Annotated in this window: 23 protein-coding genes and 2 tRNA genes; 11 read left to right on the top strand and 14 right to left on the bottom strand. The window is 64.5% G+C overall.

The genetic code is table 11. The annotated features are described in order from the left end of the window. Complete coding sequence (cysN, locus tag JNC62_RS01665) at positions 1–1,479, top strand: sulfate adenylyltransferase subunit CysN (RefSeq protein ID WP_374835322.1); 1,479 nt, start codon at positions 1–3, stop codon at positions 1,477–1,479. A gap of 164 nt (positions 1,480–1,643) precedes the next feature. Here the strand turns inward: cysN and JNC62_RS01660 are convergent, their stop codons facing one another. Beyond that, positions 1,644–4,310, bottom strand: coding sequence for a hypothetical protein (locus JNC62_RS01660; RefSeq protein WP_374835320.1), 2,667 nt, complete (start codon positions 4,308–4,310; stop codon positions 1,644–1,646). 223 nt (positions 4,311–4,533) lie between these two features. Between JNC62_RS01660 and JNC62_RS01655 the strand changes: the two genes are divergently transcribed. Next, positions 4,534–5,592 (top strand): helix-turn-helix domain-containing protein, encoded by a 1,059-nt coding sequence (locus JNC62_RS01655; protein WP_374835318.1) that lies wholly within the window; start codon positions 4,534–4,536, stop codon positions 5,590–5,592. Between the two features lie 57 nt (positions 5,593–5,649). Here the strand turns inward: JNC62_RS01655 and JNC62_RS01650 are convergent, their stop codons facing one another. From JNC62_RS01650 to JNC62_RS01635, 4 genes are all read right to left on the bottom strand, one after another. Beyond that, positions 5,650–7,095 carry an FAD-binding oxidoreductase gene (locus JNC62_RS01650; protein WP_374835316.1) on the bottom strand — a complete coding sequence of 482 codons (1,446 nt, stop codon included), beginning with the start codon at positions 7,093–7,095 and terminating at the stop codon, positions 5,650–5,652. 534 nt (positions 7,096–7,629) lie between these two features. Beyond that, a complete protein-coding gene (locus JNC62_RS01645; RefSeq protein ID WP_374835314.1) occupies positions 7,630–8,925 on the bottom strand; it encodes an HlyD family type I secretion periplasmic adaptor subunit in 1,296 nt (431 codons plus the stop codon). A 38-nt stretch (positions 8,926–8,963) separates the two neighbouring features. Further along, positions 8,964–10,700 carry a type I secretion system permease/ATPase gene (locus JNC62_RS01640; RefSeq protein ID WP_374835312.1) on the bottom strand — a complete coding sequence of 579 codons (1,737 nt, stop codon included), beginning with the start codon at positions 10,698–10,700 and terminating at the stop codon, positions 8,964–8,966. Positions 10,701–10,934: 234 nt separating this feature from the next. Further along, positions 10,935–11,498, bottom strand: a complete 564-nt coding sequence (locus JNC62_RS01635) for an MgtC/SapB family protein (protein WP_374835310.1) — start codon at positions 11,496–11,498, stop codon at positions 10,935–10,937. 149 nt (positions 11,499–11,647) lie between these two features. Here JNC62_RS01635 and JNC62_RS01630 point away from each other — a divergent pair. Together JNC62_RS01630 and JNC62_RS01625 are read left to right on the top strand one after the other, a co-directional pair. After that, a tRNA-Pro gene (locus JNC62_RS01630) sits at positions 11,648–11,724 on the top strand. Between the two features lie 203 nt (positions 11,725–11,927). Then, positions 11,928–12,209 carry a hypothetical protein gene (locus tag JNC62_RS01625; protein ID WP_374835308.1) on the top strand — a complete coding sequence of 94 codons (282 nt, stop codon included), beginning with the start codon at positions 11,928–11,930 and terminating at the stop codon, positions 12,207–12,209. Positions 12,210–12,228: 19 nt separating this feature from the next. Here the strand turns inward: JNC62_RS01625 and JNC62_RS01620 are convergent, their stop codons facing one another. The 5 genes from JNC62_RS01620 to JNC62_RS01600 form a co-directional block, all read right to left on the bottom strand. Beyond that, positions 12,229–12,534: a hypothetical protein gene (locus JNC62_RS01620; protein WP_374835306.1), complete on the bottom strand. Its 306-nt coding sequence runs from the start codon at positions 12,532–12,534 to the stop codon at positions 12,229–12,231. Positions 12,535–12,603: 69 nt separating this feature from the next. Beyond that, a complete protein-coding gene (gene kynU / locus JNC62_RS01615) occupies positions 12,604–13,851 on the bottom strand; it encodes a kynureninase (protein WP_374835304.1) in 1,248 nt (415 codons plus the stop codon). 112 nt (positions 13,852–13,963) lie between these two features. Then, on the bottom strand, positions 13,964–14,887 hold the full coding sequence (locus tag JNC62_RS01610) for an ABC transporter permease (RefSeq protein WP_374835302.1): 924 nt from the start codon (positions 14,885–14,887) through the stop codon (positions 13,964–13,966). Between the two features lie 5 nt (positions 14,888–14,892). Then, entirely contained in the window at positions 14,893–15,672 is a 780-nt protein-coding gene (locus JNC62_RS01605; RefSeq protein WP_374835300.1) for an ABC transporter ATP-binding protein, read from the bottom strand. A 67-nt stretch (positions 15,673–15,739) separates the two neighbouring features. Further along, on the bottom strand, positions 15,740–16,723 hold the full coding sequence (locus JNC62_RS01600) for an ABC transporter substrate-binding protein (protein ID WP_374835298.1): 984 nt from the start codon (positions 16,721–16,723) through the stop codon (positions 15,740–15,742). 177 nt (positions 16,724–16,900) lie between these two features. On the opposite strand from JNC62_RS01600, the gene JNC62_RS01595 reads away from it, so the two are divergent. Continuing rightward, positions 16,901–17,653, top strand: a complete 753-nt coding sequence (locus JNC62_RS01595) for a GntR family transcriptional regulator (protein WP_374835296.1) — start codon at positions 16,901–16,903, stop codon at positions 17,651–17,653. An 84-nt stretch (positions 17,654–17,737) separates the two neighbouring features. Here the strand turns inward: JNC62_RS01595 and kynA are convergent, their stop codons facing one another. After that, the gene (gene kynA / locus JNC62_RS01590) at positions 17,738–18,589 is read right to left on the bottom strand and encodes a tryptophan 2,3-dioxygenase (RefSeq protein WP_374835294.1); all 852 of its coding nucleotides are present in this window, start codon (positions 18,587–18,589) and stop codon (positions 17,738–17,740) included. 285 nt (positions 18,590–18,874) lie between these two features. Here kynA and JNC62_RS01585 point away from each other — a divergent pair, with 285 nt between their 5' ends. Beyond that, positions 18,875–19,705 (top strand): hormone-sensitive lipase, encoded by an 831-nt coding sequence (locus tag JNC62_RS01585; RefSeq protein WP_374835292.1) that lies wholly within the window; start codon positions 18,875–18,877, stop codon positions 19,703–19,705. Positions 19,706–19,778: 73 nt separating this feature from the next. Here the strand turns inward: JNC62_RS01585 and JNC62_RS01580 are convergent, their stop codons facing one another. Both JNC62_RS01580 and JNC62_RS01575 read right to left on the bottom strand, forming a co-directional pair. Next, positions 19,779–20,960 (bottom strand): DUF3095 domain-containing protein, encoded by a 1,182-nt coding sequence (locus JNC62_RS01580; RefSeq protein WP_374835290.1) that lies wholly within the window; start codon positions 20,958–20,960, stop codon positions 19,779–19,781. An 83-nt stretch (positions 20,961–21,043) separates the two neighbouring features. Further along, on the bottom strand, positions 21,044–21,502 hold the full coding sequence (locus JNC62_RS01575; protein ID WP_374835288.1) for a YbaK/EbsC family protein: 459 nt from the start codon (positions 21,500–21,502) through the stop codon (positions 21,044–21,046). A 255-nt stretch (positions 21,503–21,757) separates the two neighbouring features. On the opposite strand from JNC62_RS01575, the gene JNC62_RS01570 reads away from it, so the two are divergent. From JNC62_RS01570 to JNC62_RS01550, 5 genes are all read left to right on the top strand, one after another. Then, positions 21,758–22,114 (top strand): hypothetical protein, encoded by a 357-nt coding sequence (locus JNC62_RS01570; protein WP_374835286.1) that lies wholly within the window; start codon positions 21,758–21,760, stop codon positions 22,112–22,114. A 77-nt stretch (positions 22,115–22,191) separates the two neighbouring features. Further along, entirely contained in the window at positions 22,192–22,941 is a 750-nt protein-coding gene (locus JNC62_RS01565) for a class I SAM-dependent DNA methyltransferase (protein WP_374835284.1), read from the top strand. Between the two features lie 156 nt (positions 22,942–23,097). Next, positions 23,098–23,421 (top strand): sunset domain-containing protein, encoded by a 324-nt coding sequence (locus tag JNC62_RS01560; protein ID WP_374835282.1) that lies wholly within the window; start codon positions 23,098–23,100, stop codon positions 23,419–23,421. Between the two features lie 206 nt (positions 23,422–23,627). After that, on the top strand, positions 23,628–23,957 hold the full coding sequence (locus JNC62_RS01555) for a hypothetical protein (RefSeq protein ID WP_374835280.1): 330 nt from the start codon (positions 23,628–23,630) through the stop codon (positions 23,955–23,957). A 257-nt stretch (positions 23,958–24,214) separates the two neighbouring features. After that, a complete protein-coding gene (locus tag JNC62_RS01550) occupies positions 24,215–25,342 on the top strand; it encodes a histone deacetylase-like amidohydrolase (protein WP_374835278.1) in 1,128 nt (375 codons plus the stop codon). A gap of 242 nt (positions 25,343–25,584) precedes the next feature. Here JNC62_RS01550 and JNC62_RS01545 read toward each other — a convergent pair. After that, positions 25,585–25,659, bottom strand: a tRNA-Gln gene (locus tag JNC62_RS01545). Between the last annotated feature and the right edge of the window lie 209 nt (positions 25,660–25,868).

Raw genomic sequence — 25,868 nt, 5'->3', positions numbered from 1 at the left:
ATGACCGCATCGGCAACCGCAACCATCGCCGCCCTTCCGGCCGTCGAAACAGAACGCGTCGCCCGCGACTCGCGCCCCTTACGGCTCATCACCTGCGGCAGCGTCGACGACGGCAAGTCGACGCTGATCGGCCGCCTGCTCTGGGACACCAAGGCGGTCAAGGAAGACCAGGCGGCGACGCTGAAGCGCGATTCGTCCGGCCAGCAGAACGACCTCGGCCTGCCCGACTTCGCGCTCCTGCTCGACGGCCTGCAGGCCGAGCGCGAGCAGGGCATCACCATCGACGTGGCCTACCGCTACTTCTCGACGGACCGCCGCTCGTTCATCGTCGCCGACACGCCCGGCCACGAACAGTACACCCGCAACATGGCGACCGGTGCGTCGACCGCCGACCTCGCGGTGCTGCTGGTCGACGCCCGCGTTGGCCTGCTCGAGCAGACGCGCCGGCACGCCACCATCGCCACGCTGATGGGCATCCGCCAGTTCGTGCTCGCCGTCAACAAGATCGACCTGACCGGCTATGATCGCGCCCGCTTCGAGGCGATCAGCCACGAGTTCAAGGAGCTCGCCTTGTCGCTCGGCGTCAAGCAGGTCACGGCGATCCCGGTCTCGGCGCTGAAGGGCGAGAACGTCGTCTATGACGGCCGCGCCGCGATGCCCTGGTACGAGGGTCCGACGCTGGTCGAGACGCTGGAAAAGGCCACCGTCCGCTCCAACCAGACGGTCGGCTTCCGCCTGCCCGTGCAGCGCGTCTCCCGGCCGGGCGAAAGCTTCCGCGGCTATCAGGGCACGGTTGCCGGCGGCGCAGTGAAGCCGGGCGACAGCGTCGTGGTGCTGCCGTCGGGCATCGTCGCCAACGTCAAGCAGATCGTCACCTTCGACCTCGTGCGCAACGCCGCCGTCGCCGGCGACGCGATCACCCTGGTGCTCGACCGCCAGGTCGACGTCGCCCGCGGCGACATGATCGTCTCGATCGACAGCCAGCCGATGACCGGCCGCCGGTTCGACGCCCAGCTCGTCGCCCTGCAACCCGATGGCATCGAGCCCGGCAAGCGCTACTGGCTGAAGAGCGGCAGCCGCCGCCAGCGCGTCACCGTCGCCCCGACAAGCCAGCTCGACCTGAAGAGCGGCAAGTGGAACGCCGCCGATAAGCTTTCGATGAATGCGATCGGCAAGGTGGCGCTGACCTTCGACGAGCAGGCGATCTTCGACACCTACGAGCAGAACCGCACCACCGGCGCCTTCATCCTGATCGATCCGGACACGCACAACACGGTCGCCGGCGGCATGGTCACCGGCCGGCACGCCGAGCTCGGCGGCATCCACACCGGCGACGAGCGGGTGATTCTATCGCTGCCGGCCGATCTCGCCGAAAAGCTGATGGCGACGGAGATCTTCTCCAGCCGCCGCCACGACGCCGACGTGCGCCACACCAGCGCCGGCAAGGCCAGCGAACTGCTGGCCGATCTGGATCGGTAGAACCTGCCGTTCTGACATGGGAAAAAGGGGCTGCGCGAGCGGCCCCCTTTTTCGTTGCAGTTCGGCCGCCCTCGGTGGCGCCGCCACGCCGGATCTCAGCGCGGGGACGGTCCGGTTCGAACCAACAGAACATCGGTCAGATTGATCGTCCGGGCGCTTTCCGGTCAGGCAAAGATGAAGTCGTCTGCATTTAGCTCGCTGACGGCGTCGATTCCCATCAGCTTCACGGTGCTGCCACCGTGATTCCAGCTCAGAAGCAGGTAGCTACCCTTGTCGGTGAGATGCTGGCGCGTCAGGTCGCCGAAACCGGTGATCTCCGAAATCGCCGACAGGTCGATGACATCGTGGATGGTGCTGAAATCGGTAATCGTGTCGTGGCCGCTGGCGGGGCTGAAGACGAAAGTGTCGGCGCCGGAGTTTCCTGAAAGCGTATCAGCGCCGGTGCCGCCGATCAGCACGTCGTTGCCGCTGCCGCCATAAAGCACGTCTGCTCCGCTGCCGCCGTTCAACCGGTCCGCTCCGCCCGCGCCCTTGAGGACATTGGCGCCGGCATTCCCGGCGATGCTGTTGGCGAGTGCGTTCCCGGTCCCGGAATTGGCATTCGTTCCCGCCAATGTCAGGTTCTCGATGTTGTCGACCAGCGTGGAGGTCACGGTCGACCGGACGAGGTCTACCCCCTCGCCCTTCAGTTCACTGATCGCATCGCGACCGTTGTCGACGAGATAGACGTCGTTGCCGGCGCCGCCCCGCATCAGGTCGGCGCCCGCGCCGCCGTCGAGTGTATTGGCGTTCCCGTTGCCCGTCAGCGTATTGGCCAGCGCGTTCCCGGTTCCCTTAACCGCCGAGCCCTGCAGGACGAGGTTCTCGACGTTGTCGGCAAGCGTCAGCGACACGGTCGTGTAAACGGTATCGTTGCCGGCGTTGGACAATTCCATCACGATGTCGGAGTTGCTGTCCACATAGTACCTGTCGTCGCCGTGCCCGCCGAGCAAGGTGTCGCCGCCTTCGCCTCCGATGAGAGTGTCATGGCCATCGCCGCCCGAAAGGATATTGGCCGCCGCGTTGCCGGTGAGAACGTTGTTGAGTGCATTGCCGGTGGCACCGACGGCGGACGCGCCTGTGAGCGTGACGTTCTCGACGGCCGCAAGCGCGGCGAGCGAGAAGCTGATTGCGGAGCGGACCGTGTCGTTGCCTTCCGAGGCATTCTCCTCGATTATGTCCGCTTCGTCGCCGACCGCTTCGATGATAAAAATGTCATTCCCCCGCCCGCCGATCAACCGGTCGACGCCCTCGCCGCCCGTCAGTGTGTCGTTGCCGTCACTGCCCGCAATCCTGTTTGCCGCCGTATTGCCGGTCAGAACATTGTCAAGCGCGTTGCCGGTCGCGTTAATGGCGGTCGAGCCGGTGAGCGTGATGTTCTCGATGGCGGTCAGCGTCGCAAGGGAGAAGTTGATGGCCGAGCGGATGGTGTCGTTGCCTTCTCCCGCATTCTCGTGGATCACGTCGGCTTCGTCGCCAGCCTCGACAATGTAGACGTCGTCCCCGAGCCCGCCGATCAGCGTGTCGACACCGGCTCCGCCGTTGATCTGATTGTCGCCGGTATTGCCGATGAGAAGGTTGCTCAGGCCGTTGCCGGTCGCGTTGATGTTGCCCGTGCCGAGCAATGTCAGGTTTTCGAAGTTGCTGCCGAGCCCCCAGGAGATCGACGACTTGACGAGATCGGTTCCCTCATCGAATTCCTCCGAAAGGGCGATTCCCGAGGAGACGATGAAGACATCGTCCCCCCAACCGCCCTTGACGATGCCGCTGACAGTGCCACCGGTGCTGTCAAAGAAATCGTCGCCGCCGCTGAGATCGACGCTCGCGAGCGAACCCGAATTGATGATCCTGTCGGCATCGTGCCTCAGCGTGATCCCGCCAGTGATCGTTCCCGTGTTCGTCAGGAACAGGTCGGGGTAATCGTTATCGACCTGCATGGTGCCATCGAGCACGATGGTGCCATCGATGGTTCCGGCATTCCGGATCGTGAGACCGTCCGCGCCCGACCAGATGGCCATCCCGCTGTCAAAGCCGCGTATGATTCCATTGTTGATGATCTCCGCATCGACTGCGCGCGACGTCAGGTGGAAGGTAGCGTCGTGAGCCATGGTGTTGGTAATCACACCCTCGCCGTGATTGGTGAAGGAGGCGAACCGGTCGTCGATTACGACGGCCCTGAAGGCCGTGATCGTCCCCCAGTTTTTCATCGAGGCGTAGGAGCCGCCAAGGACGACCGCATCCGTATAGGCGGTGATATCCCCCCTGTTTTCGATGTCGGCCAGCGCTCCAGTCACTCTAAGGGCGACGCCCCCTGTGACGCTAATCGTCCCGTCGTTCCGGATGACGACATCCTCCTGGTCGGCGACCAGGGCAGAATGCGAGGCGTGAGCCACGCCTTTGTTCGTGAACGAGCTGCCCTCGCCGCTGATGAAGACGGCGTACTGGTTGGTATTGATGTTTCCCTCGTTCCGGATCTCGGTTCCGTAGACGGATGTGTAGATGCCATTGAGACCGAGAATTTGCCCGGTCTGCCGGACAATGACCGAAGCGCTTTCCGCTTCGTCTCCCTTCATGGAAATCGCGGTGCCGTAGTCCGTCTTGACCGTGCCTGCGACATCGAAGCCGCTGCTGTCCCACTGGGTCGTGTTGGCCGAAATCGCGGCAAAGGGCGAAGAGGGAGACACCGTGACATCGACCGTGACCCCCGCCTTGACCACAATCAGGGTGTCGGCCGGAGCGTTGATGCGGGTGATCTGGTCCGTGTCGATCTCCACAACATACCTATAGCTCATTGCCGCCTCTTCATCGCTTGAAACCTGCGAGCTTGGACAACAGGGAAAGGGCAAGATCAACCGGTCGGTCCGGCCGGAACGCCGCTTTGGGATATCTGGTCAAAACATTGGGATGATTTGCAAAGCGCGCGGCGACGCCGACGCAATCGCCGCGACGGGGGGTTGACGCCGCATCAATCTCGTCGTGAATATTTACCGTTGAATCATCCCATTCGAGAACCGCATGGCGTCTGTGCTGCAGAGACTCCCGCACCTGACCTTGAGCGCCAGCGGCCTTTCAGACCCCGAAAGTTTCGAGACCTACAGGCAAGCGGTCTCAATGATTTTCGACGCGACGCTCGACGACTGGCAGCAGCAGCCGGACTTTCGGGTGCATGTGGACTGCGTCCAGCTCGGTCCGATGCTGTTGAGCCAGGCAAGCATGTCCAATGGCGCCTATCGCTACGAACGCAGCATGAGGAAGGTGGCGCAAGTCGGTGCAGACGCCGTGCTCGTGCAGATGATTCTCGCCGGCAGCGACGTGCGGGTGGTCAAGGGCGAGGCCGTCACCTCGGGTCCGGGCGACGTGTTCATCTGTGATCTCACCAGAACGATCTCGACCAAGGCGACGGACTGCCAAAACTTCACCTTCGTCTTTCCCCGAAGCCTGCTTGGACTGCCAGAGTTCGAACTGGACGCACTGCACGACATCCATCTGCCAGCCAGCTCAACGCAGGCGAAGCTACTTATGGCGCATATCCGGATGCTTTGGACAGAGCGCGACCGGATCGCGTTGCCGGACGCGGCGATGTTTGCCCAAAGCACGGCCGGGCTGATCGCCAGCCTCACGGCCAACAGCATCGACGACGACGTTCGGCAGGCCCATGCCGCGCGCGCCGAAATTGCCCGCGTGCAGCACTTCATCGATTGCACCCTCATGGATCCGGAACTCGGGCCGGATATGATTTGCAGCCGACTGGGCTTCTCGCGCTCCTCCCTCTACCGGCTGTTCGAGCCGCTTGGAGGCGTCGCAAGCTACATTCGCGATCGGCGCCTGCGCCGCGTTTTCCGGCAGCTCGCAGGCGGGCAGACCAGCAACCGAAAGCTGGCGGAAATTGCCTTCGACACCGGCTTTTCCAACATCCCGGCCTTCACCCGCGCCTTCAAGACCCACTATGGCGTAACACCGCGTGAAGTGCGGATGCTGGCAGAGGCCGGAAAAGGCTGGCCTGTGCGCCTGGATGAACCCATCGACGGCGGCGAACGTCTCGGCCACTGGCTGAACAGGCTCGGAAGGGCATGAACCGCCCGGCGGCCATGCCCCGATGTCCGAGCTACCTCTGCAAGGACCATCCCGCCGTCAGCGCCCTCCTTGCCCCGCCTCGCTGTTCGGCCGGACGTTCTGGTTCAGCCGGAACATGTTGTCCGGATCGTATTTCGCCTTGAGCATGGCCAGCCTTGCAAAGTTGCCGCCATAGGCTTGCGCCACCCGATCGGTCTCGTCTTCCGGCATGAAATTGACGTAGACGCCGCCGGTGGCGTGCGGCGCGGCCGCAGCAAAGAGGCCACGCGCCCACTCGATCGAGGCCCGCTCGTCGGCGCGGTCGCGCCACCGCGTATGCACATTCATCGTAAACTTTGCATCGCGATGCGGGAACGCGGTTTCACCGGAGGCGATACGACCGCTGGCGCCGCCGAGCTGGCCGATGAAGATCTCACATTCCGCGGTTGGCAGCGTGTCGACATGGCCGATCACGATGTCGAGCAGCCCGTCGCTCAGGGACTCGAAATTATGTGATTTCCAATAGTTGAAAGCGCCCGGTGTGAGCAGCGGATCGAATGCCGTCTGCCACGAGACAAAGGGTTGCAGGCCGATGACGTCGGCGATCGGTTCGCCGATCGCGCGAAGCGGGGCCAGCGCTTCGTCGGCTTGGCCGGGCTCACCGACATAGCAGACCGCAAAGACCAGGATCTCCTTGCCGTGCATTTCCTCCGGCAGGAACGGCAGGGGCGGCGCCCGGCGCAACACCACCCAGACGGTCAGATCGTCGGACGCGGCGGCAGCCACCTCGCGATAGCGGGACAGGAGTTCGCGGGCCTGGGCGAACGGATGAACGATCAGCCCGGAAACCACGTCGGGACCGACGGGGTGCAACTTGAACTCGAACGACGTGACGACGCCGAAGTTGCCACCGCCACCACGGATCGCCCAGAACAGGTCCGGGTTCTCCGTCGCGCTCGTCTGAACGAGCCGGCCGTCCGCCGTGATCACATCGGCCGCGATCAGATTGTCGATCGTGAACCCGAATTTGCGGCTGAGCCAGCCGAAGCCGCCGCCGAGCGTCAGGCCGGCCACACCGGTGGTCGAGTTGATCCCAAGCGGCGTCGCGAGGCCGAACGCCTGCGCCTCCCTGTCGAAATCGGCCAGCGTCGCACCGGGTTCCACCCGCGCGGTCCGCCGTGCCGGATCAACATGGACGGAACGCATCGGTGACAGGTCGATCAGCAGGCCACCTTCGCAGACCGCGTTGCCGGCAATGTTGTGACCGCCCCCGCGCACCGACAGCAGCAAACCGTTGTCGCGGGCGAGGTGCACGGCCCGCATGACGTCGCTTGCGCCGTGGCAGCGCACGACCGCCCCCGGTCGCCGGTCGATCATGGCGTTCCAGATTGTCCGCGCCTCGTCGTAACCGGCTTCGTTCGGCAGGCAGAGACGCCCGCGAAGCAGGGCCTGAAATGCACTCAAAGCATCGTTGGAAAGCGCAATCGATCCGCCCTCCAGCCGCGTGAACTGGACATCGCTCATAACGTGACCTCCGTCGTGGTCGGATTGGTGCGGCGGCTGCCCTTCCCGGGCCGTGTTGCACGTGTTGGTGACACGGGGACGCTGCGGTCAACCTCGTTGAAACGGGCCGATCCGACCGGATTTTCGTAGAGAACAGCAGTGTCCACGCAGCTCCAGCACCGCGCTCGCATTCCTCCGGGCAATGCCTGTAGCCGTCGCTTGCCATCGGACGATTTCCGAGGCCGAACTATGCGATCCAACTCCCGGGGTGTCCAGTATGGAAAATGTACTGCAGCACGCCTTCCGAAGGCGGCAGCCGGTTTCGAGGCTCCGCAAGCGCCACAGCCGATTGGCCGTCGTCGATATCGTGGCGAATCGGGCCGGGGGCTTCAGGCGTGGCCCCGACAATCTGGCGCGAATGCCCGCCCGCCATGCGGTCGGGGACGCCGCATGCATGCGTGAAAAAAGGGGCGTGAGCCCCTTTTCCGTGACCGTCCGCCCGAAATGATCGCGGGCGGACGTTTGTGTAATCCGGCATGTTTGCCGGACCGGGACCTACCGCTCGCGGAAGGCCTTGTTGAAATAGTCGGCCAGCGGCTTGGTCAGGTACTCCAGCGGCGAACGCTCGGAGGTCTGGATGAAGGTCTCGACCGGCATGCCGGGGATCACCTGCTTGTCGCCGAGCTTCTTCATCTCGCCGGCATCCGGCTTGATTTCCGCCTGGTAGTAGGTGGCACCGGTCCGCTGGTCCTGCAGGACGTCGGCTGCGACCTTCGTCACATGGCCGAAGATTTCCGGCGTCGTCCGGTGATCGAACGCACCAAAGCGGATATGGGCGACCTGCCCGACATGGACCTGGTCGATCTGGGTCGGCGAGATCTGGGTCTTGATGACGAGGTCATTCTCCTGCGGGATGATGAAGAGCAGCGGATCGGCCGGCTTGATCACCGACTTCAGCGCGTGCACCTGCATGCCAAGCACGACCCCCGACACCGGTGCAGTGATATCCATGCGGCTCAGCGTTTCCAGCTTGGCGGTGCGGTTTTCCTTCAGCTCGGCAATCTTGGCCTCGATGTCGCGCAGCGACGTCGTCGCCTCCTCGCGCATGCTGGAATCGATGTTGAGGATCGCCAGTTCGATCTCGGCGACCTTGCCGGCGTTCTCGGCGATGCTCGACTTGGCCTGGCTGATCGTGCCGGAAATTTCCGCCTCCTCGCGCTGGAGCTGGAGCACGCGGCTGGCATTGGTCAGCGACTGCTTGAGCAGCTTGTTCTGCGCGTCCAGTTCCTCGCTGATCAGCTTCAGCTGGGTTTCCAGCGCTGCGATGCGGCTCTCAAGCCCCTCGTTCTGCTTGGCGATCTGCTTCTTCTTCTCGGTCAACTGGCCGATCTGCTTGTCGCGCGTTTCCAGCCGCGCCTGCAGCAGCCGCGTCTGCCCGTCGATGATCTCCTGGACCTCGGGATCGGACTTGGCGCGCTCGACCATTTCCGGATCGAAGCGAATTTCCTGCTTTTCGTCCTGTTCGGCCATCAGACGCGAGGCCGTGCCCATCAGGCTGAAAAGCTGGTTCTCGATGACCGCCAGTTCCGACCGGTCAAAGGTGTCGTCAAGACGCATCAGGACGTCGCCGGCAGCGACCTTGTCGCCCTCCTGCACCAGGATCTTGCCGACGACGCCGCCGGTGAGATGCTGCACGACCTGACGGTTGCTGGCGACTTCGATGATGCCGGCTGCGACCACCGCGCCGTTGATCCGGGTCAAGGCTGCCCAGGACGCCATGCCGCCAAGCAGCAGGAACACCGTGCAGTAGCCAATGAGCGCGTAGCTCCGACCGCTCCATTTCTTGTCCATCGTATCGAATTCCTACTCTGTCTGTGCCTCGAGGCGTCTTACTTGTTGCTGCCGGTGCCGGTGCCTGCCACAACCTGGGCATGATTGCGCAGGTGGGCGCGAAGCACGTCGTCACGCGGACCGAAGGCGAGGCGCTGGCCGTTTTCGAGAATGAGAATGAGATCACACTCCTCGATTGCGGCCGGCCGGTGCGCCATGATCACGACAGATTTGCCCTCGGCCTTGAGATTGCGGATGGCGAGGTTGAGCGCCATCGAGCCTTCGGCATCGAGGTTCGAGTTCGGCTCGTCGAGAACCACCAGAACCGGATCGCCAAAGAGGGCACGGGCAAGGCCGATGCGCTGCTTCTGGCCACCGGAGAGCTTGGCACCGGTTGCCGGCAGGTGCGTGTCATAACCATCGGGCAGCCGCAGGATCATGTCGTGCGCGCCGGCCTTCTTCGCAGCCGCGACGACCTTTGCCGCATCCGGGTTGATCTGCATGCGGGCGATGTTTTCCGCAACCGTTCCCTCGAACAGCACCACGTCCTGCGGCAGGTAGCCGACGTGTTCGGCAAGGCCGTCGAAGCCGTACTGCTCCAGCGAGGCGCCATCGAGGCGGGCGTTGCCGGCGGCCGGCGGCCAGATTCCGGTCAGGATCCGCGCCAAGGTCGACTTGCCAGAGGCGCTCTGGCCGATCACGCCGAGCGCCTGGCCCGGACCGAACTCGAAGGACAGCATGCGCAGCGTCGCGACCTTCTCGCCGGGCGGGATCGCCGTGACCTGGTTGACCTCCAGGATCGCGCGTGGCTTCGGCAGCGCGGTGCGCGCTTCTTCTTCAGGGACCTTGCCGAGCAGGTCGGACAGCTGCCACCAGCCTTGAATCGCGCGCTGCACCAGGGCCCACTGGCCGATCGCGCCCTCGATCGGGGCGAGCGCACGGCCGATGATGATCGAGCTTGCGATCATCGCGCCGGCCGAAATCGAGTTCTGCAGCACAAGCCAGGCGCCAAGCGCCAGAATGGCCGACTGCAGGAAGACGCGGAAGGTCTTCGACGAGATGGCATAGAAGCCGTTGCTGTCGCTGTAACGGATGTTGGCCTCGAGCGCCTTGTCGCGCAACTGCTGCCAGCGCGCGGATACGGAACGGCGCATGCCGAGCGCGCGCACGGTATCGCTTTCGCGCTGCAGGGTCTGGGTCATCTCGTCGCTCATGCGACCGGCCATCATCGCCCGTTCCTGATCACCCTTGGTGCCGTTCTGGTTCAACCAGGTGAGCGTGACGAGGACGAGGCCGCCGGCGACACCGAGTGCACCCATCGCCGGATGGAACATGAAAATGATAAAGAGGAAGAACGGCGTCCAGGGGATGTCGAAGACGGTGAACACCGCCGGCGAGGACAATGCCTTCTGGATGGCGTCGAGATCACGCATGCCCGTCAAGGTCGAGATGCCTCGCGCGTTCAGGCCGGTGCGGTCGAGCACCGCGTTGAACACGCGCTTGTCGAAGCGCGCCTGAAAGCGCGCACCGACGCGCGCCGCCAGCCGGCTGCGGATATGGTCCAGCACGCCCATGATGGCGAACAGACCGACGATCAGACCCGTCAGCGCCACCAGCGTCGCCTCGGACCGGGACGCGAGCACGCGATCGTAGATCTGGAGCATGAAGAGCGGTCCGGTCAGCACCAGAAGGTTCACGAAGAAGCTGAACAGCCCCATTGCCAGAAACGCATTCGCGCTATCCTTCAGTGCGGCGCGCAACTCGTCCGCGCCGAGCTTACCTGCAGAAAATGCCACGTTTTGCCCTCTTTCCACCGAGAAATCGGTATCGAAATAAAACACAAAAACCCGCCGCGCCGGGCCCGACAAAATAGCGGGCGGACAAGGCAGGAAGTCGTCTCAAGGTAAAGACGATATGCGTGCCGTTTTATTCACAAATCAATCGCACAAAATGGCAGCAACAGGACATTTTAGTGACATCTAATTCAATGCTGCTACCATAGGGATTAATCCTACGGGACTAAACCTTTGTCAACGTTCGAGATTCGGTCGAACCTCCGAGGCGTTGCCGGCGAAATTCCCATCCGCCCCCTTGCCCGTATTCGTGTCCGGCGAAACCTCGCCTCCCCCCGCCTGCGCCGCGAGCCGGCCGAGCAGATTGAGCACGACGACGCAGGCAATTGCCGCCAACGCGGCGATGCTCCAGTAGCCGAGCCCAACCGACAGGCCTACCCCTCCCGACAGCCACATGCCGGCGCCGGTGGTCAGGTTTCGCACCTTGCCGCGCGAAAAGATGATCATGCCCGCCGCCAGGAACGCAACGCCGGAGGTGACCGCCTCGACGACACGCAGTGGATCAATGCGAACCTGCGCATCGCCGAAGTGCCCCATATGAACCATCTCGATGGAGATGATGGAGAAGACAGCCGCAGCGAGGCTGACAAGGATGTGGGTTCGCAAGCCTGCGGGATGATTGCGGTATTCGCGTTCAAACCCGATCAGGGCACCGAGCACGACCGCGCCGGCAAGCCTTGCGGCGATGACCGCGAAGGCCAGTTCGGTTGGCTGAAGCATATCGTTGACGACCGATTCCATGGTGGATGAAACGCACGGCGGCGGCAGGCGTTCCAGCGCGCCGGGCCGGCGGTGGCGCCGGATTGTGGAACTTGCCCAGCCATGCGATTTTTTTTGAGTTTGCCGCTTGTGGAAACGAAAACCCTGTTCTATACGGACGCCGCTGGTCACGGAGTGTAGCGCAGCCTGGTAGCGCACCTCGTTCGGGACGAGGGGGTCGAGTGTTCGAATCACTCCACTCCGACCAGCCGATACCGTACGCTTCCCGAGAGTGTTCCTCCTCAGAAATGCCACGGACCAATTGCGGACCGTTTCAATGTCGGACTGGCTGCGATGACCGACACCGAAGGCCCATGCTATCGTTGGACCATGACATGCCTTGGTGCTGTCAGGGACATCGTCGCGCTTGCAAGTTGGCCCAGGCGTGCCGCGAAACCTCGCGTAGGCGCCTTGAAGGCGGCAACTGCCGTCAAGCCGTTCCTCCTCGCCTTGTGCCTTTCGGGCTGCTCACCAACCGCGGGCGTGACCTATCCGGAGCCAATTCCGGGAAGCATCACCTATGGCGGACAGCCGCGCACGAAACTTGCCAAGGCCCCCGTCGGCAGCTTCTTCAACCATCGCTTCACCGATCAGTTCGGCAATCTGGTCCAGGAGACCTACGTCATCCAGCCCGACCGGTCGCTGCTTCTGATGAACCGGATCGTCATCGTCGATGACGCAGACAGCGATTGACGGCATACCGGCTGCGTCCCTACTCGCCGAAATCGGGCACGTAGAGGCACTGCGTGCGTCCTTTCGGACTGAAGTCGCCCAGACCGGCGCAGCGGTGGAAGCGTCCGTCGGGGGAGTGCTTCACCGGCCAGCTGTTGTACTTGATGACCTCGCCGGTCGTCTTGACCAGCCACCCTTCCTTGGTCGCGGTCACCTCCCCTTCCGGGACAGGCATGCAATCGCGGCCGGCGCAGCACTCCAGATCGTAGAAACTGTGGGCCGAGACCGGCCGCGCAAAGACGACGGCCAAAGCGAGGATTCCCAGTACAACGCACCAGTATCGCATTCTTGCCTCCTCCACCGCCCCGCGCCATCAGTTAGAGGATACTAAAATGACAAGAAAAAGACGCGCCTTCTATGTCACGGCGCCGCGAACCGCATAACGGACGTCCCGCCAGACTTCCGTGCGCAGGATCTCCTCGAGCACATTGACGGCCTGGAATACGTCGCGATAGCCGACATAGAGCGGGGTGAAGCCAAAGCGCATCGTGGAGGGCGCACGGAAATCGCCGATCACCCCGCGTTCGATCAGCGCCTGCATGATCTCGTAAGCGCCCTCATGGGCGAACGACACCTGGCTGCCGCGCCTGGCGGCATCACGCGGCGTCTCCAGCGCCACACCGTACTGGCCGCATTTCTCCTCGACGAGGCGGATGAAGATATCCGTCAGCGCGATGCTTTTTTCCCGCACCACCGCCATGTCCACCGCATCCCATACGTCGAGCGCACCCTTGAGCGCGCGCAGCGACAGGATCGGCTGCGTGCCGCAAAGAAAGCGCACCATGCCGTCACCGGCGGCATAGCGATGCTCGAAGGCGAAGGGACGCGCATGGCCCCACCAGCCGCTGAGCGGCTGGACCACGTTTTCGTGGTGGCGGCGGGCGGCGTAGATGAAAGCCGGCGCGCCGGGGCCGCCGTTCAGGTACTTGTAGGTACAGCCGACGGCAAAATCGACGTTTGCGCCATCGAGATCGACCGGCAGCGCGCCGGCGGAATGGCAGAGGTCCCAGACGACGAGCGTCCCGGCCTCGTGCGCCTTCTTCGTCAGCGCGGCCATGTCACGCAACTCGCCGCTCTTGTAGTTGACGTGGTTGACCAGAACGACGGCGACGGTTTCGTCGATCAGATCCTCGATCTGCGGCGCGTGGGTGCCCTCCAGGCGCAGTTCCATCCCCGGCAGCGTCGAGATCACCCCCTCGGCGACGTAGAGGTCGGTCGGGAAGCTGCCCGCTTCGGAGACGATGACCCTGCGGCCCGGGCGCAGCGCAATGGCCGCATGCAACGTCTTGTAGATGTTGAGCGAGGTGGTGTCACAGACCACGGTCTGACCGGGTGCCGCGCCGATCAGGCGGCCGACGCGGTCGCCGAGCTGCAGCGGCAGCTGGAACCAGCCGGCGGTGTTCCAGCTCTTGATCAGGTCCCGGCCCCACTCCTGCCTTGCCGCCGTCTCCAGTTCGGCAAAGGCCGCAAGAGACGCCGCGCCAAGGGAGTTTCCGTCCAGATAGATCACGCCGTCGGCAAGGGCAAAATGCTTGCGGCAGGCACGCAGCGGATCGGCGGCGTCCATGGCATCGACGGCAGCGACATCAAGGGTTCCGGTCATGATCGAGCAATCCTGTTTCGTCTGGCCGCCGTGCCCGGCCGCGTGGTCGGGCACAGCGCGGCAACAATTCGAGCGCACGCCCGGCGGCGATCGTCGGACGCGTGTCTTCCTTCTATTCGCGCATGTGCTCGCGTGCAGGCGCCGAGCCGCGCGAGCGCTTGAGGCTCGGCAGCGCCAGCATGGCGAGCACGAAGAGGCCGGTGGCGAGCTTGAGATCTGGCGGCGGCATGCCGGCGGCAAGGCAGAGCGAGACAAGCTGGTAATAGACGACCGCGCCGACAAAGGGCGCGAGCAGCTGGCGCAGCACCGTCTTCTTGCCGACGATTGCCTCGCCGATCATCAGCGCCGCCAGGCCGTTGATCAGGATGCCGATGCCCATGTTGACGTCGGCAAAGCCCTGCGATTGCACCATCAGTGCACCGCCGGTGGCCGAAAACGCGCTGGCCATGCCGACGCCGCCGATCGTCGCGGCCCAGACATTGATGCCCTGCGCCTCGGCCATGTCCGGATTGGCGCCGACGGCGCGGACCGCCGTGCCCTTCTCCGTCTTGAAGAAGCGGTCGAGCAGCAGGAAGACAACGAGACCGAACAGGCCGGCAACGACGATCTTCGCTACCGGGAAGCCGGCCTGCGTGAACGGCACGTTGTCGAACAGCGTCGGCGAACCGAACACCGAAAGGTTGGATTTGCCCATGATGCGCAGGTTGATGCTGTAGAGCATCGTCATCATGAGAATACCGGCGAGCAGCGTGTGGATGCGGAAGCGCAGGTGGATGAAGGCGGTGCAGCAGCCGGCCAGGAAGCCCACAAACAGCGCCGCCAGCACCGCCGGGAACGGCGCGACGCCGGCCGCCAGCAGCACCCCGCAGACGCAGCCGCCAAGCGGAAACGCGCCCTCGCTCGTCAGGTCCGGGAAGTTCAGCATGCGGAACGGGATCATGATGCCGAGCACCACGAAGGCGAGGATGAGGCTCTGAGCCAGCGTGACCGGGATCAGCCCGAGGAAACTGGTGAGCGTGGTCTGAAGGAAATCCATGGTCGTCAGCTCGCCAAAATCATGCGGTCGGTTTTTACGGTGAAGTGGCTCACCAGATCGGCAACCGTGGCGTTCTTCTTTTCTTCGCCGGTGATCTCCAGGCGCACCTTGCCGGCATCGAGCATGATGACGCTATCGCCGAAATCGATGGCGTGCTGCATGTTGTGCGTCACCATCAGCGTCGTCAGCTTCAACGCCTCGACGGCGCGCACTGTCGCCTGCATGACGATGTCGGCCGTGCGCGGGTCGAGTGCGGCGGTGTGCTCGTCCAGCAGCAGGACCTCCGGCTTGCCGCCGACGGCCATGATCAGCGACAAGGACTGGCGCTGGCCGCCGGAAAGCAGGTCGACGCGCGTATCGAGCCGGTTCTCGAGGCCGAGACCGAGCACGGACAGCCGCTCCTTGTAGGCGGCCAGCCGGGCGGCATTCAGGCCCTGCTTCAGCGTGCGCCTGGAGGAGCGAAGCTCCGCCAGCAGCATGTTCTCGGCCACCGTCATGCTGGCGGCGGTGCCCTTCATCGGGTCCTGGAAGACGCGAGCCAGACGTGCCGCCCGCTTGTAGACGGGCATGTCGGTGACATCGTCGCCATTGATGAGGATCTGGCCGGAATCGAGGACCAATGCCCCGGAAATGGCGTTGAGCATACTGCTCTTGCCGGCGCCGTTCGAGCCGATGACGACGGCGAACTCGCCATTGGCGAGCTTCAGGTCCAGGCCGTCGAGCGCGACCTTTTCATCCGGCTGCCCCCTGTAGAAGGTCTTTCGCGCCGATCGGATTTCTAGCATCCGCCTCTCCCTGTATGACGACGGCGCCCGAGGGGCGCCGTCGAACTGTCTGCTTTCTTTTAGGCGATTAGTTGGTGAAGCACTCGCAGCCATCGAAGGCGGCCGGAACCTCGGCGCCGAACTCCTTCAGTACGTCGCGGTTCACCAGCGGTGCGTGGTCCTCATAGGCCGGGCGCCAGGCCGGGATTTCCTTCGGGTCCTTGCCCTTCAGGATCTCGGCGGCGATCTTGCCGGCGGCAACACCGACCTGGTCGTAGTTCACGGCGAAGCTTGCCGGCACGACGCCGTTGCGGACGGCTGCGTCGTCGGAGTTGACGATCGGGATGCCGGCCTGGCGGGCGGCAGCGGCAACGGCGGCGATCGCCGGCTGCAGCAGGTTCGATGCCGGGGTGTAGATCACGTCGGCCTTGCCGGCCAGCGAGGCGATGCGCTGCTGGATGTCGTTGACGTTGTCGACGCCGACTTCGACGACTTCGAAGCCGGCAGCCGGCGCGGCTTCCTTCATCTTTTCCAGGAGGGCCACGTCGTTGGCCTCACCCGGATTGTAGGGCACGCCGATGCGCTTGGCGTTCGGCAACAGCTTCTTGGCGAACTCCATCACCGCGCCGACGTCCTGCAGGTCGGTGGCACCGGTCATGCCCTCGTCGCCGGCCTCCCAGGAGGGGACGAGCTTGGCGGCGACCGGATCGGTCACTGCGGCGAAGACGACCGGAATGCCGGAGCCGGCAAGCGCCTTCTTGGCGATCTGCGAGACCGGGGTCGTGATGGTGTAGATCAGCTTCGGCTGCTCGGACTGCAGCTTCTGGATCATCTGCGGCACCAACGAGGCGTCGAAATTGGTGTGACTCTCGGTGTAGACGACGTCGGTGCCTTCAACGAAGCCGTTGTCGGCCAGCGCCTTCTTGAAGCCGGCAATCGAGGCGTTCAGCTGCGGATGCTCGCCAAAATTGGCAATACCGATGCGGATCGGATCCGCGGCAGCGGAACCTGCCGCCATCAGGGCACCGGCGAGAACGATCCCGGACAGCCAGCCAAACTTCGACTTCAACATCTTTTCCTCCCACATGAAAGCCACGGTAAGCCCGCAGTCTGAGGCGATCATAGCGGTGGAACCGGCGCTGTCAAACGCCGATATATAATCTTCGGCATATTCCCAGATGATATATATTTTGCCGAAACTTGCCCTATATATTGCGTGCAGGACTGGACGGCTCCGACGGGAGAAACCATGCGGAACGAGACTGGCGGGACAAAGACGGAGGAGGCGTACCGGCGCCTTCGGCGCGATATCCTTTCCACTCGCCTGCCCCCCGGAGCATCGCTCAAGCTCAGCCTCTTGCGCGAGAGCTATGCCCTCGGCTGGACGCCACTGCGCGAGGCGCTGTCGCGTCTGGAAGCGGAACGGCTGGTGACGGCGGTCAGCAATCGCGGCTTTGCCGTTGCCCCGGTGTCACGACAGGAGCTGGAAGACCTGGTGCGTGCGCGCATGGTTGTCGAAGTGCCGCTCCTGCTCGAATCGATCGAGTGCGGCGACAGCAACTGGGAAGAAGCCCTCGTCACAGCCCACTTTCGGCTGTCCCGCTGCAAGACGGTCGCCGACGATCCCTCGGAAGCGGCCGTCGACGACTGGGACGACAAGCACGAGGCCTTTCACTCCGCGCTCATCGGGGCGGCCACCTCCAGCTGGCTGCTGCGCTTCCGGGGCACGATCTCCGACCAGCTCCGCCGGCATCACCGCTTTCTCGGGCTGGCGCCGACGCTGCGCGCCGCCGCCGGCCGGACGGACGGACACGAGGCTGCGATGGCCGCCCTGCGCGAGGCGATGGGGCTTTCCCATCACACCGCCTTGATGGAGGCGGCGCTCGACCGGGACACGGACCGCGCCCGGAAGCTGATGGAGGAGCACATCGGCTACACGATGGACGTCTATGCCCATTCGGAAGACGGACCAGAAAACCGGACAGCCGAACTCACCACCTGACCGCCGGCGCGGCCGAAAAACGGATTCTTTTCAAGCCTCTGGACGGCCAAGCTTAGAGGCCGATTCCGGAACTTCAAGCTGCGCTCAAAGGAGGGTGCGGACCTTCCACAGTTCCGGAAACAGCACGACCTCCAGCATCTTCTTCAGGTAGGAGGCGCCGCCGGTGCCGCCGGTGCCGCGCTTCATGCCGATGACGCGCTCGACGGTGGTGACGTGATTGAAGCGCCAGCGGCGGAAGTAGTCCTCGAAATCGACCAGTTTTTCCGCAAGCTCGTAGAGCATCCAGTAACGTTGCGGGTCGCGATAGACCGCCTGCCAGGCAGCGACCACCGCATCGTTCTCGCTGCGCGTCTCGCGCCAGTCGGCGCGAGCGGCATCCGCGCCGATGTCGAAACCGTTGCGTGCCAGCAGCAGGATCGCCTCGTCGTAGAGCGAGGGTTCGGCGAGGATCGCTTCGAGTTTCTCCATCAGGTCGGGGCGGTGCCGGTGCGGGCCGAGCATGGCGAGGTTGCGGTTGCCGGCGAGGAACTCGATCGCCCGATACTGCCACGACTGGAAACCGGAGGACTGGCCGAGCGCGTCGCGAAACTCGGTATATTCGCTCGGCGTCATCGTCCGCAGCACGTCCCAGGCGCTGTTCAGCTGCTCGAAAATCCGGGCGACGCGCGACAGCATCTTGAAGGAAAGATCAAGCCGGTCGGCGCGGATCGCTCTGATCGCCGCGCGCATCTCGTGCAACGCCAGCTTCATCCAAAGTTCGGACGTCTGATGCTGGATGATGAACAGCATCTCGTCATGGGCGGAGGACAGCGGCGATTGCGCGTTCAGCACCTTTTCGAGATCGAGATAGTCGCTGTAGGACATGCGGTCCTTGAACGACATCTGCGCGCCTTCCTTGGCGGGATCGTATGGGGCGGGATCGTATGGCTCGGTCATGATGTTCCTCCCTGGCGCGGCCAAACTGGAAATTGCCCCTCACCCCGACCCTCTCCCCGCAAGCGGGGAGAGGGAGCGCGACCGCACCGCGTATCTCCTTCGCCCCGCTTGCGGGGAGAAGGTGGCCGGCAGGCCGAATGAGGGGCAATGCAAACGCGCCCCGCTCTCTTCTGCATTGACCACAGTTTTGGGCCGACCTGAACCCTCCCGGCGAAATTTTCCGCCGCCCGGCTACCCTCGCCCCGATCACCGCCGTATAGACAGGCTGAGCGAGGGAGGCAAAAAATGTTCGGATACCGGATCGAGGACTGGAGCGACGCCTATACCAACGGGGCCCACATCGCCGGCGGCGACCGCTGGCCGGCGGCCTGGGTGGAGCCGGCGCACGCGTTCCGGCTGGCCCTGTCGGCAGCCGGGCGGGCGAAGATCGATCTCGCCTATGGCGACGGCGAGCGCCAACGCTTCGACCTGTTTTTGCCCGAGGGCACGCCGAAGGGGCTCGTCGTCTTCGTCCACGGCGGCTACTGGATGGCCTTCGACAAGAACACCTGGTCGCAGTTCGCAGCCGGCTCGGTCAGCCGAGGCTACGCGGTCGCAATTCCAAGCTACACGCTCTGCCCCGAAAATCGCATCGCCGATATCACCGCCGAGATCGGCATGGCGATCGCCGCGGCTGCCGCCGAAATCGACGGGCCGATCCTGCTGACCGGGCACTCGGCCGGCGGACATCTCGTCAGCCGCATGGTGTGCGAGACCTCGCCGCTTGCTCCGGCCGTTCGCGCCCGGATCCGCCACGTCGTCTCGATCTCCGGCGTGCATGATCTGCGCCCGCTGATGCGCACCGCGATGAACGCGACGCTTGCGATCGACGAGGCCGAGGCGCAGGCGGAGAGCCCGGCCCTCTTGCGGCCGATGGCGGATGCGCGCATCACCTGCTGGGTCGGCGGGGCGGAACGCGCCGAGTTCCGCCGCCAGAATGCGCTGCTCGCCAATATCTGGACCGGTCTTGGCGCCACGACGGCGTCGGTCGAGGAGCCCGACCGGCACCATTTCGACATCATCGACGGGCTGGCAGATCCGGACCACCCGCTGACGCGCACGCTTGTCGGCGAGTGACGGCCCGGAAAGGCAACGAGTCGCTCCGGCCAACGAGCGGCGACGGTTCGCACCTTTCGAGCCAGCGCCGCAATCAGAACGGCGCGGACGCTTGTGCCTCGCCTTTCAGCGTCGCCTTCAGCTTGGCCGCAGCAATCGCATACCCGCCGGCGGCGCCGTCGATAAAATGCACATGGTCGCGGGCAAGCGGCGTCGGCACCACGCAGGTCATCAGCGCCGAATCCTGCCGGTGCAGGCCGTAGCGGCAGACGCCGGCCGCCCTCGCCTCCTCCAGCCGCGCCTCGATCCCCGCCAGCCGGCCGGGCTCGATGTCGAGCGTCATCTTCAACCCGTCGTCGAACTTGCGGAAGTCGGAATTGGCGACGATGTCGCGGCGGTAGCGTTCCGGGTCGAAGCGGCCGAGGGTGAGCCCGAACCGCGAAAGCACCTGCATCAGAATGTATTGCAAGACGATAAAGGCCTTGTGCCTGAGCCGCCTTCCCTTCGGCACCGCCGCCCGCGCCTCGGCGTCCAACGAGAACCGGTTGAGGCCCAGCCGCATCGCCTTCACGTCGAGCGGATGGCCGGCCTGCTCCTCGCGGCCGGCAAGCGCGACGATATCGGCGATCAGCGCGCGGAACTCCGCTTCGCTGCTGCCCGGCGCCGGCACGGCGATAATGGAAACGATCTCGCCGTGGCGCGCCGAAATCGGGTTCCACCGGCAGGACAGGCCTGCCAGATTCGGCCGCGTGCCCGGCGGCGCGATCCGGTTGCTTTCCAGGCCCTCCTTCATGCGTTGCTCGGCCCAGGCCGCACCGCCGCCGGCAAACATCGCATAGGCGACGAACTCGCTCGCCTGATAACGCGCCACAAGCACCTCCTGCCCCGCGGCGCGGATGGCGGAGACGGGAACGACGGCACCGCGCATCTCCAGCCCGAGTTCTTCCATCGACCAGCGCTGCACCGCCGAAAGGGCGGCACGCGCTGTGCTAATCTGCGAGCCCGGAACTGCAACGAGCGCCCCGTCGCCACCGAAAACATAGGGGAGATCGTGCTGGCCAATCGCGTTCAGCACGCCGGAGATGACGCTGGCGCCAGCCATGTTGACGGCCTTGTAGCGGCCGGCCTCGATGGCGCCGGTCGAGTCGACGATATCGGCGAGCACCAGCGCCCAGCCGTCCGGCAGCGGATGGTAGTTGCCGGCCTCGGCCACGCCCTCGAAATCGCTGAAAGCCGCCAGCCCGCGGAAGTAGTCGTCGTCAGCACAAACGTCCATGGCGTCAGCCTACCACAACCCGGTGTCGATGTTGCATCGGAACGGAGTGGCGAATCCTGCGCGGAAAGGTTCGCGAGCCGAAGCTACTGGCAGACGTCGACCCAGGTGCCGCTGACGAGTTCGATCATCCGCTGCGTCGGAATGCGCACCGCAGCGTTGGTGGCACCGGCTGCGGGAACGATTTCTTCGAAGGCCCTGAGCGATACGTCGCAATAAACCGGAATCTCGGAGGGCAGCCCGAAGGGGCAGACGCCACCGACGGGATGGCTCGTCACGGCGACGACCTGCTCGGCATCGAGCATGCGGGCCTTGCCGCCGAAGCGGTCCTTGAACTTGCGATTGTCGAGGCGGGCGGTGCCGCTGGCGACGATTAGCATCGTCTCCTCGCCGACGCGAAGGCAGATCGTCTTGGCGATCTGCTCGGGGGCCACGCCGTGGGCGGCGGCTGCCAGCGCGACGGTGGCCGAGCTCTCCTCGGTCTGGAGGATTTCGATGTCGGGCGCGTGCGCCTCAAAGAACTTGCGGACGGATTCGAGACTCATGGTGGCGAATGCATACCGGGGAGTGCGCCCTCCGGCAAGCCGATCGCCAAGCCCGTGGTTCCGCAGCATCGTCGCCGCCCTCGCCGCATGGCGCCGCGAAGTGTTGCAATTCAGTCAAACTCCGCGAATCGATTCGTTGGACAATCACCCGTTGCCGCAGAAGCGGCTTTCCTTTTGGCCGGGTTGCGCTAGAGCGAACTGCACGCTCCCATGAGCCGAAATCCGCCCCGCACTACGCCCAAGGAATTGGTTCGCATGATCCTTCGCATTGCCACACTGGCAGGCCTGCTGCTTGCCGTCGCCGGTTGCACCACCGTTGCCCCCACCGTTCCGACCACCGCGCTCGAAACCCGCTGGATCGGCCAGTCGGCCGGCGCCTTCTTCGCCGCCTACGGCCCGCCGGTCCGCGACATCGAAGGCACGGACGGCCAGACGCTCTACACCTGGCGCGGCGGCTTCATCAACCGCAAGGCCTGCCAGGTCGAACTGACCGTCAGCGGCGACTACAAGATCCGCAAGATCCGCCCGGTTGTCGACCGCAAGGATCCGAAGGGCGGCCCGTCGCACTGCGAAAAGGTGCTGGACGCGGCAAAGCCGGCCCCGAGCGCCTGACCGGAAGCCTTGGCCGGAGCCCTGCTCCGGCCTTTGTTGTTCTTCTGCTCATTGTCGCCACTGCGAGGAGACCCTGCATGCCCGCCTTCGACCGCCTCTTCGATGATGCAGCGTTCGCGGGCTTCTATGACCTCGAAAACGGTTGGGGTGCTGACCTCGACTATTGCGTTGCGCTCGCAGCCGATGCCCGCTCGGTGCTCGACCTCGGCTGCGGCACGGGCGAGCTTGCGATCGCGCTTGGCGAAGGGCGCCGCGTCGTCGGCGTCGATCCGGCCACGGCAATGCTCGAGATCGCCCGCGCCAAGCCCGGCGCCGACCGTGTGCGGTTCATCGAAGGCGACGCACGGGCGATCCGGCTGGGCGAGACCTTCGACCTCGTGGTGATGACCGGGCACGCCTTCCAGGTGTTTCTGAACGAGCATGACCAGCGCGCCGTCCTTGCCACCATCGCCGCCCATCTGGCGCCCGGCGGCCGCTTCGTCTTCGACACGCGCAACCCGCTCGTCCGCGAATGGCTGGAATGGGTGCCGGAGAACTCCGAGCGTCTGATCATGCATCCGCAAGTCGGACGGGTGAAGGCCTGGAACGACATGCTGCACGATCCTGCCACGGGCATCGTCACCTACGAAACCCACTATCTCGTCGAAAAGGGCGGTCCACACCTTACGGCGGCATCGAAAATCCTGTTCACCCCGAAGCCGAGGATCGAGGCGATGCTTGCCGCGAGCGGTCTTTCGGTCGAGCGCTGGGCTGGCGACTGGCAGGGCGGCGCCTGGCACGAGGACGCGGCGGAAATCATCCCGATCGGCCGGTTTTCCGTATCCTGACATCCGCGACCGGCGGCACCTCTACCTCTGGCACGCGCATCCCGACGTAACCAATTGTTAAAATTTTAGCATTTTCTTTTATTCGCCGATAAGCGCGTTTCTTAAGCGCCCGGCAACACCATGCGGCGATCATCTCGGGATGCTGGAGGGAGTATGATGCACCCGAAATTCGCCGAGCATAGGCAGGAGCGCCGTCGCAACCTGCCGCTTGTGTCAGCCATTCCCGGCCTGATCTGTGTCGGGCTGTTGTTCGTCATTTTCGACAATGTGAGCGGCGCGGGACTGGTCACCGCCTTCCGCGCCGCGCTCCAGAACTGCCAGATCAAGGGCAATATCGACCAGGTCGATGGCACCAGGGCCTATTATCTGCCGGGGCAGGACCGGTATGCGGCCATCCGCGTCCAGCCCGCCGGTGGCGAACGCTGGTTCTGCAGCGAGGAAGAGGCGCTGGCCGCGGGCTGGCACAAGGCGCGCAACTGAGCGCCGGGCAGGACGGTCGGCGAGGACGGCCCGCGTGCCATCGCCCTGCCTCCGCGGACGCCATGCCGCACTGGTCGAAGACGTCGAAAATCAATCGGTGGATGCAGGAATTGTGCGCGGACCAGCTGAGGTTCATTTCCCATTCAGATACAACCTGCTTTAACGCCTTCACCCAAATATTTGGGGGCTTTAAAGGGTTGTATAATATGAATAAGTTCAAATTTGCGGCGTTCGCTGCGGCACTTTCTCTGACCGCTGGCGCAGCCCAGGCCGAGGACCTGGTCTTCACCCTGAAGAACGGCACGAACTCCGTCCTCAACAATTTCTACGCCTCGCCGGTCGGCGTCGACAACTGGGAAGACGACATCTTCGGTCGCCAGGCGCTGGGTCCGGGCGAATCGATGGAGATCACCATCGCCGACGGCCGCACCGTCTGCGAATACGACATGCGCTTCGAGTTCCAGGGTGACGACCTCGACACCACGACCGACACCCAGAACCTCTGCGAACTCGGCGAATACACGATCGAGGAATAATGCGCTCGGGCGCATGATTGAAGACGTTTCCCGGCAAATGCCGGGGGCGTCATTTCGGCATCGATCGCGGAATGCTGCGGCGTGGAAACGCTCTCAAGCGTACGCCCCGCAGATGCTCGCCAGCCGAGGCGGCGATGCACGGCCGGAATTGCCAGCGGCCGGACGTGGCGGGATTGCCGAAAATAGCCGCCTGACCGGTTGTGCGGACCATGCTATGCAAACGGGCGCGACGCACAACCAAAGCGGGGGACAGACAGGTGAACTCAGCAAACAAGACCGGTTTCTGGTGGGATGAGAAATGCTTTTGGCACGCGGGCGGCAGTTATGCCTTCATGGCGCCCGTCGGCGGCCTCGTCCAGCCGCTCGCAGCCGGCGGACTGCCTGAAAATCCCGAAACCAAGCGCCGGCTGAAGAACCTTATGAGCGTCACGGGGCTGATCGACGCGCTTTCGGTGTCGTCCGCACCGGCGGCGAGCGAGGAGGAACTGCGGCGCGTGCACCCCGCGTCCTATCTCGACGCCTTCAAGCGGCTGTCGGACGGCAAGGGCGGCGAGCTCGGCGAGCGGACGCCGTTTGGACCGGGCGGCTACGAGATCGCGGCCCTCTCGGCGGGGCTCGCCACCGGTGCGCTGCGCAGCGTGCTGTCGGGCCGGCAGCGCAATGCCTATGCGCTGTCGCGCCCGCCGGGCCACCATTGCCTGCCGGACAGGCCGATGGGCTTCTGCCTGCTTGCCAACATCGCCATCGCCGTCGAGGCGGCCTTCGCCGAGAAGCGGGCCGAGCGGATCGCCGTCATCGACTGGGACGTCCATCACGGCAACGGCACCGAGGCGATCTTCTACGACCGGCCCGACGTGCTGACGATCTCGCTGCACCAGGAGAACTGCTATCCCCGCGATTCCGGCCGGGTGGCCGACCGCGGACAGGGCAAGGGCGAAGGCTATAATATCAATATCCCGATGCTGCCGGGAACCGGCCACCTCGGCTACCTGCACGCCTTCCGGCGGATCGTGCTGCCGGCGCTCGAGCGCTACCGGCCGGATGCGATCGTCGTCGCCTGCGGCTTCGACGCCTCCGGCGTCGACCCGCTGTCGCGGATGCTGGCGTCTTCGCAAACCTTTGCCGAGATGACCCGCCTGACCATGGAGGCCGCCAATGAGCTCTGCGGCGGCCGGCTGCTGCTCGTGCACGAGGGCGGCTATTCGGAGGCGCATGTGCCCTTCTGCGGCCACGCGGTGATCGCCACGCTTTCCGGCTCCGACATCGTCGCGGCCGACCCGCTGGCGGTCCGCATCGACTTCCAGCAGCCCAACCCGGATTTCACCGCCTACCAGATCGCCGGCATCGACCGGATGGCCGAGGTTTTCGACCGGCACAGGTTCTGAGTGGAGGGGCGCCCGGATCGGTGGCAGGGCGATGCATGCCCTGGCGGCGCCCGCGTTTGAACGCGGAACGCCATTCGGGCAGCGCATGCGCGAACAGCCGCTTCGGCCGCCCCTCTCGCGTGGCTGCGCGGTGGCGGACGAAGGCGCGTAACCCAGACCAGCAACGAAGCCACCCGTGGAGCAACGCCATCAGAAAGTCCAGGCTGGGTGGGCGATCGGCTGATGCTGCCGAAGAAGCAGAGTGGCTGGGGCGCCTGGATTCGAACCAGGGGATGGCGGTACCAAAAACCGCTGCCTTACCGCTTGGCTACGCCCCAACGCGCGGGCATGTGCCCGCCAAGCGGGAGCCTGATAGCAAAGCTCACCCCGGCGGACAATCCTTAAGTTGCCATCTGCCCAAGTTTCTTTCCGGCGCGCCCTGCTTCTTGTCCGGGTGCCCGGCCGTGTCCGCTGTGGATGCGCCGCACCGGCTTCGTCGTTCGCCAATCACCTTGCGGCAGCGCGATCCGGCGGGGGATGGCCGGAC

The sequence above is a fragment of the Mycoplana ramosa genome (assembly GCF_041930185.1).
Classification (GTDB): domain Bacteria; phylum Pseudomonadota; class Alphaproteobacteria; order Rhizobiales; family Rhizobiaceae; genus Mycoplana; species Mycoplana ramosa.
Note: the sequence above shows the minus strand (reverse complement) of the source record. Positions and strands in the feature narration are given on the sequence as shown.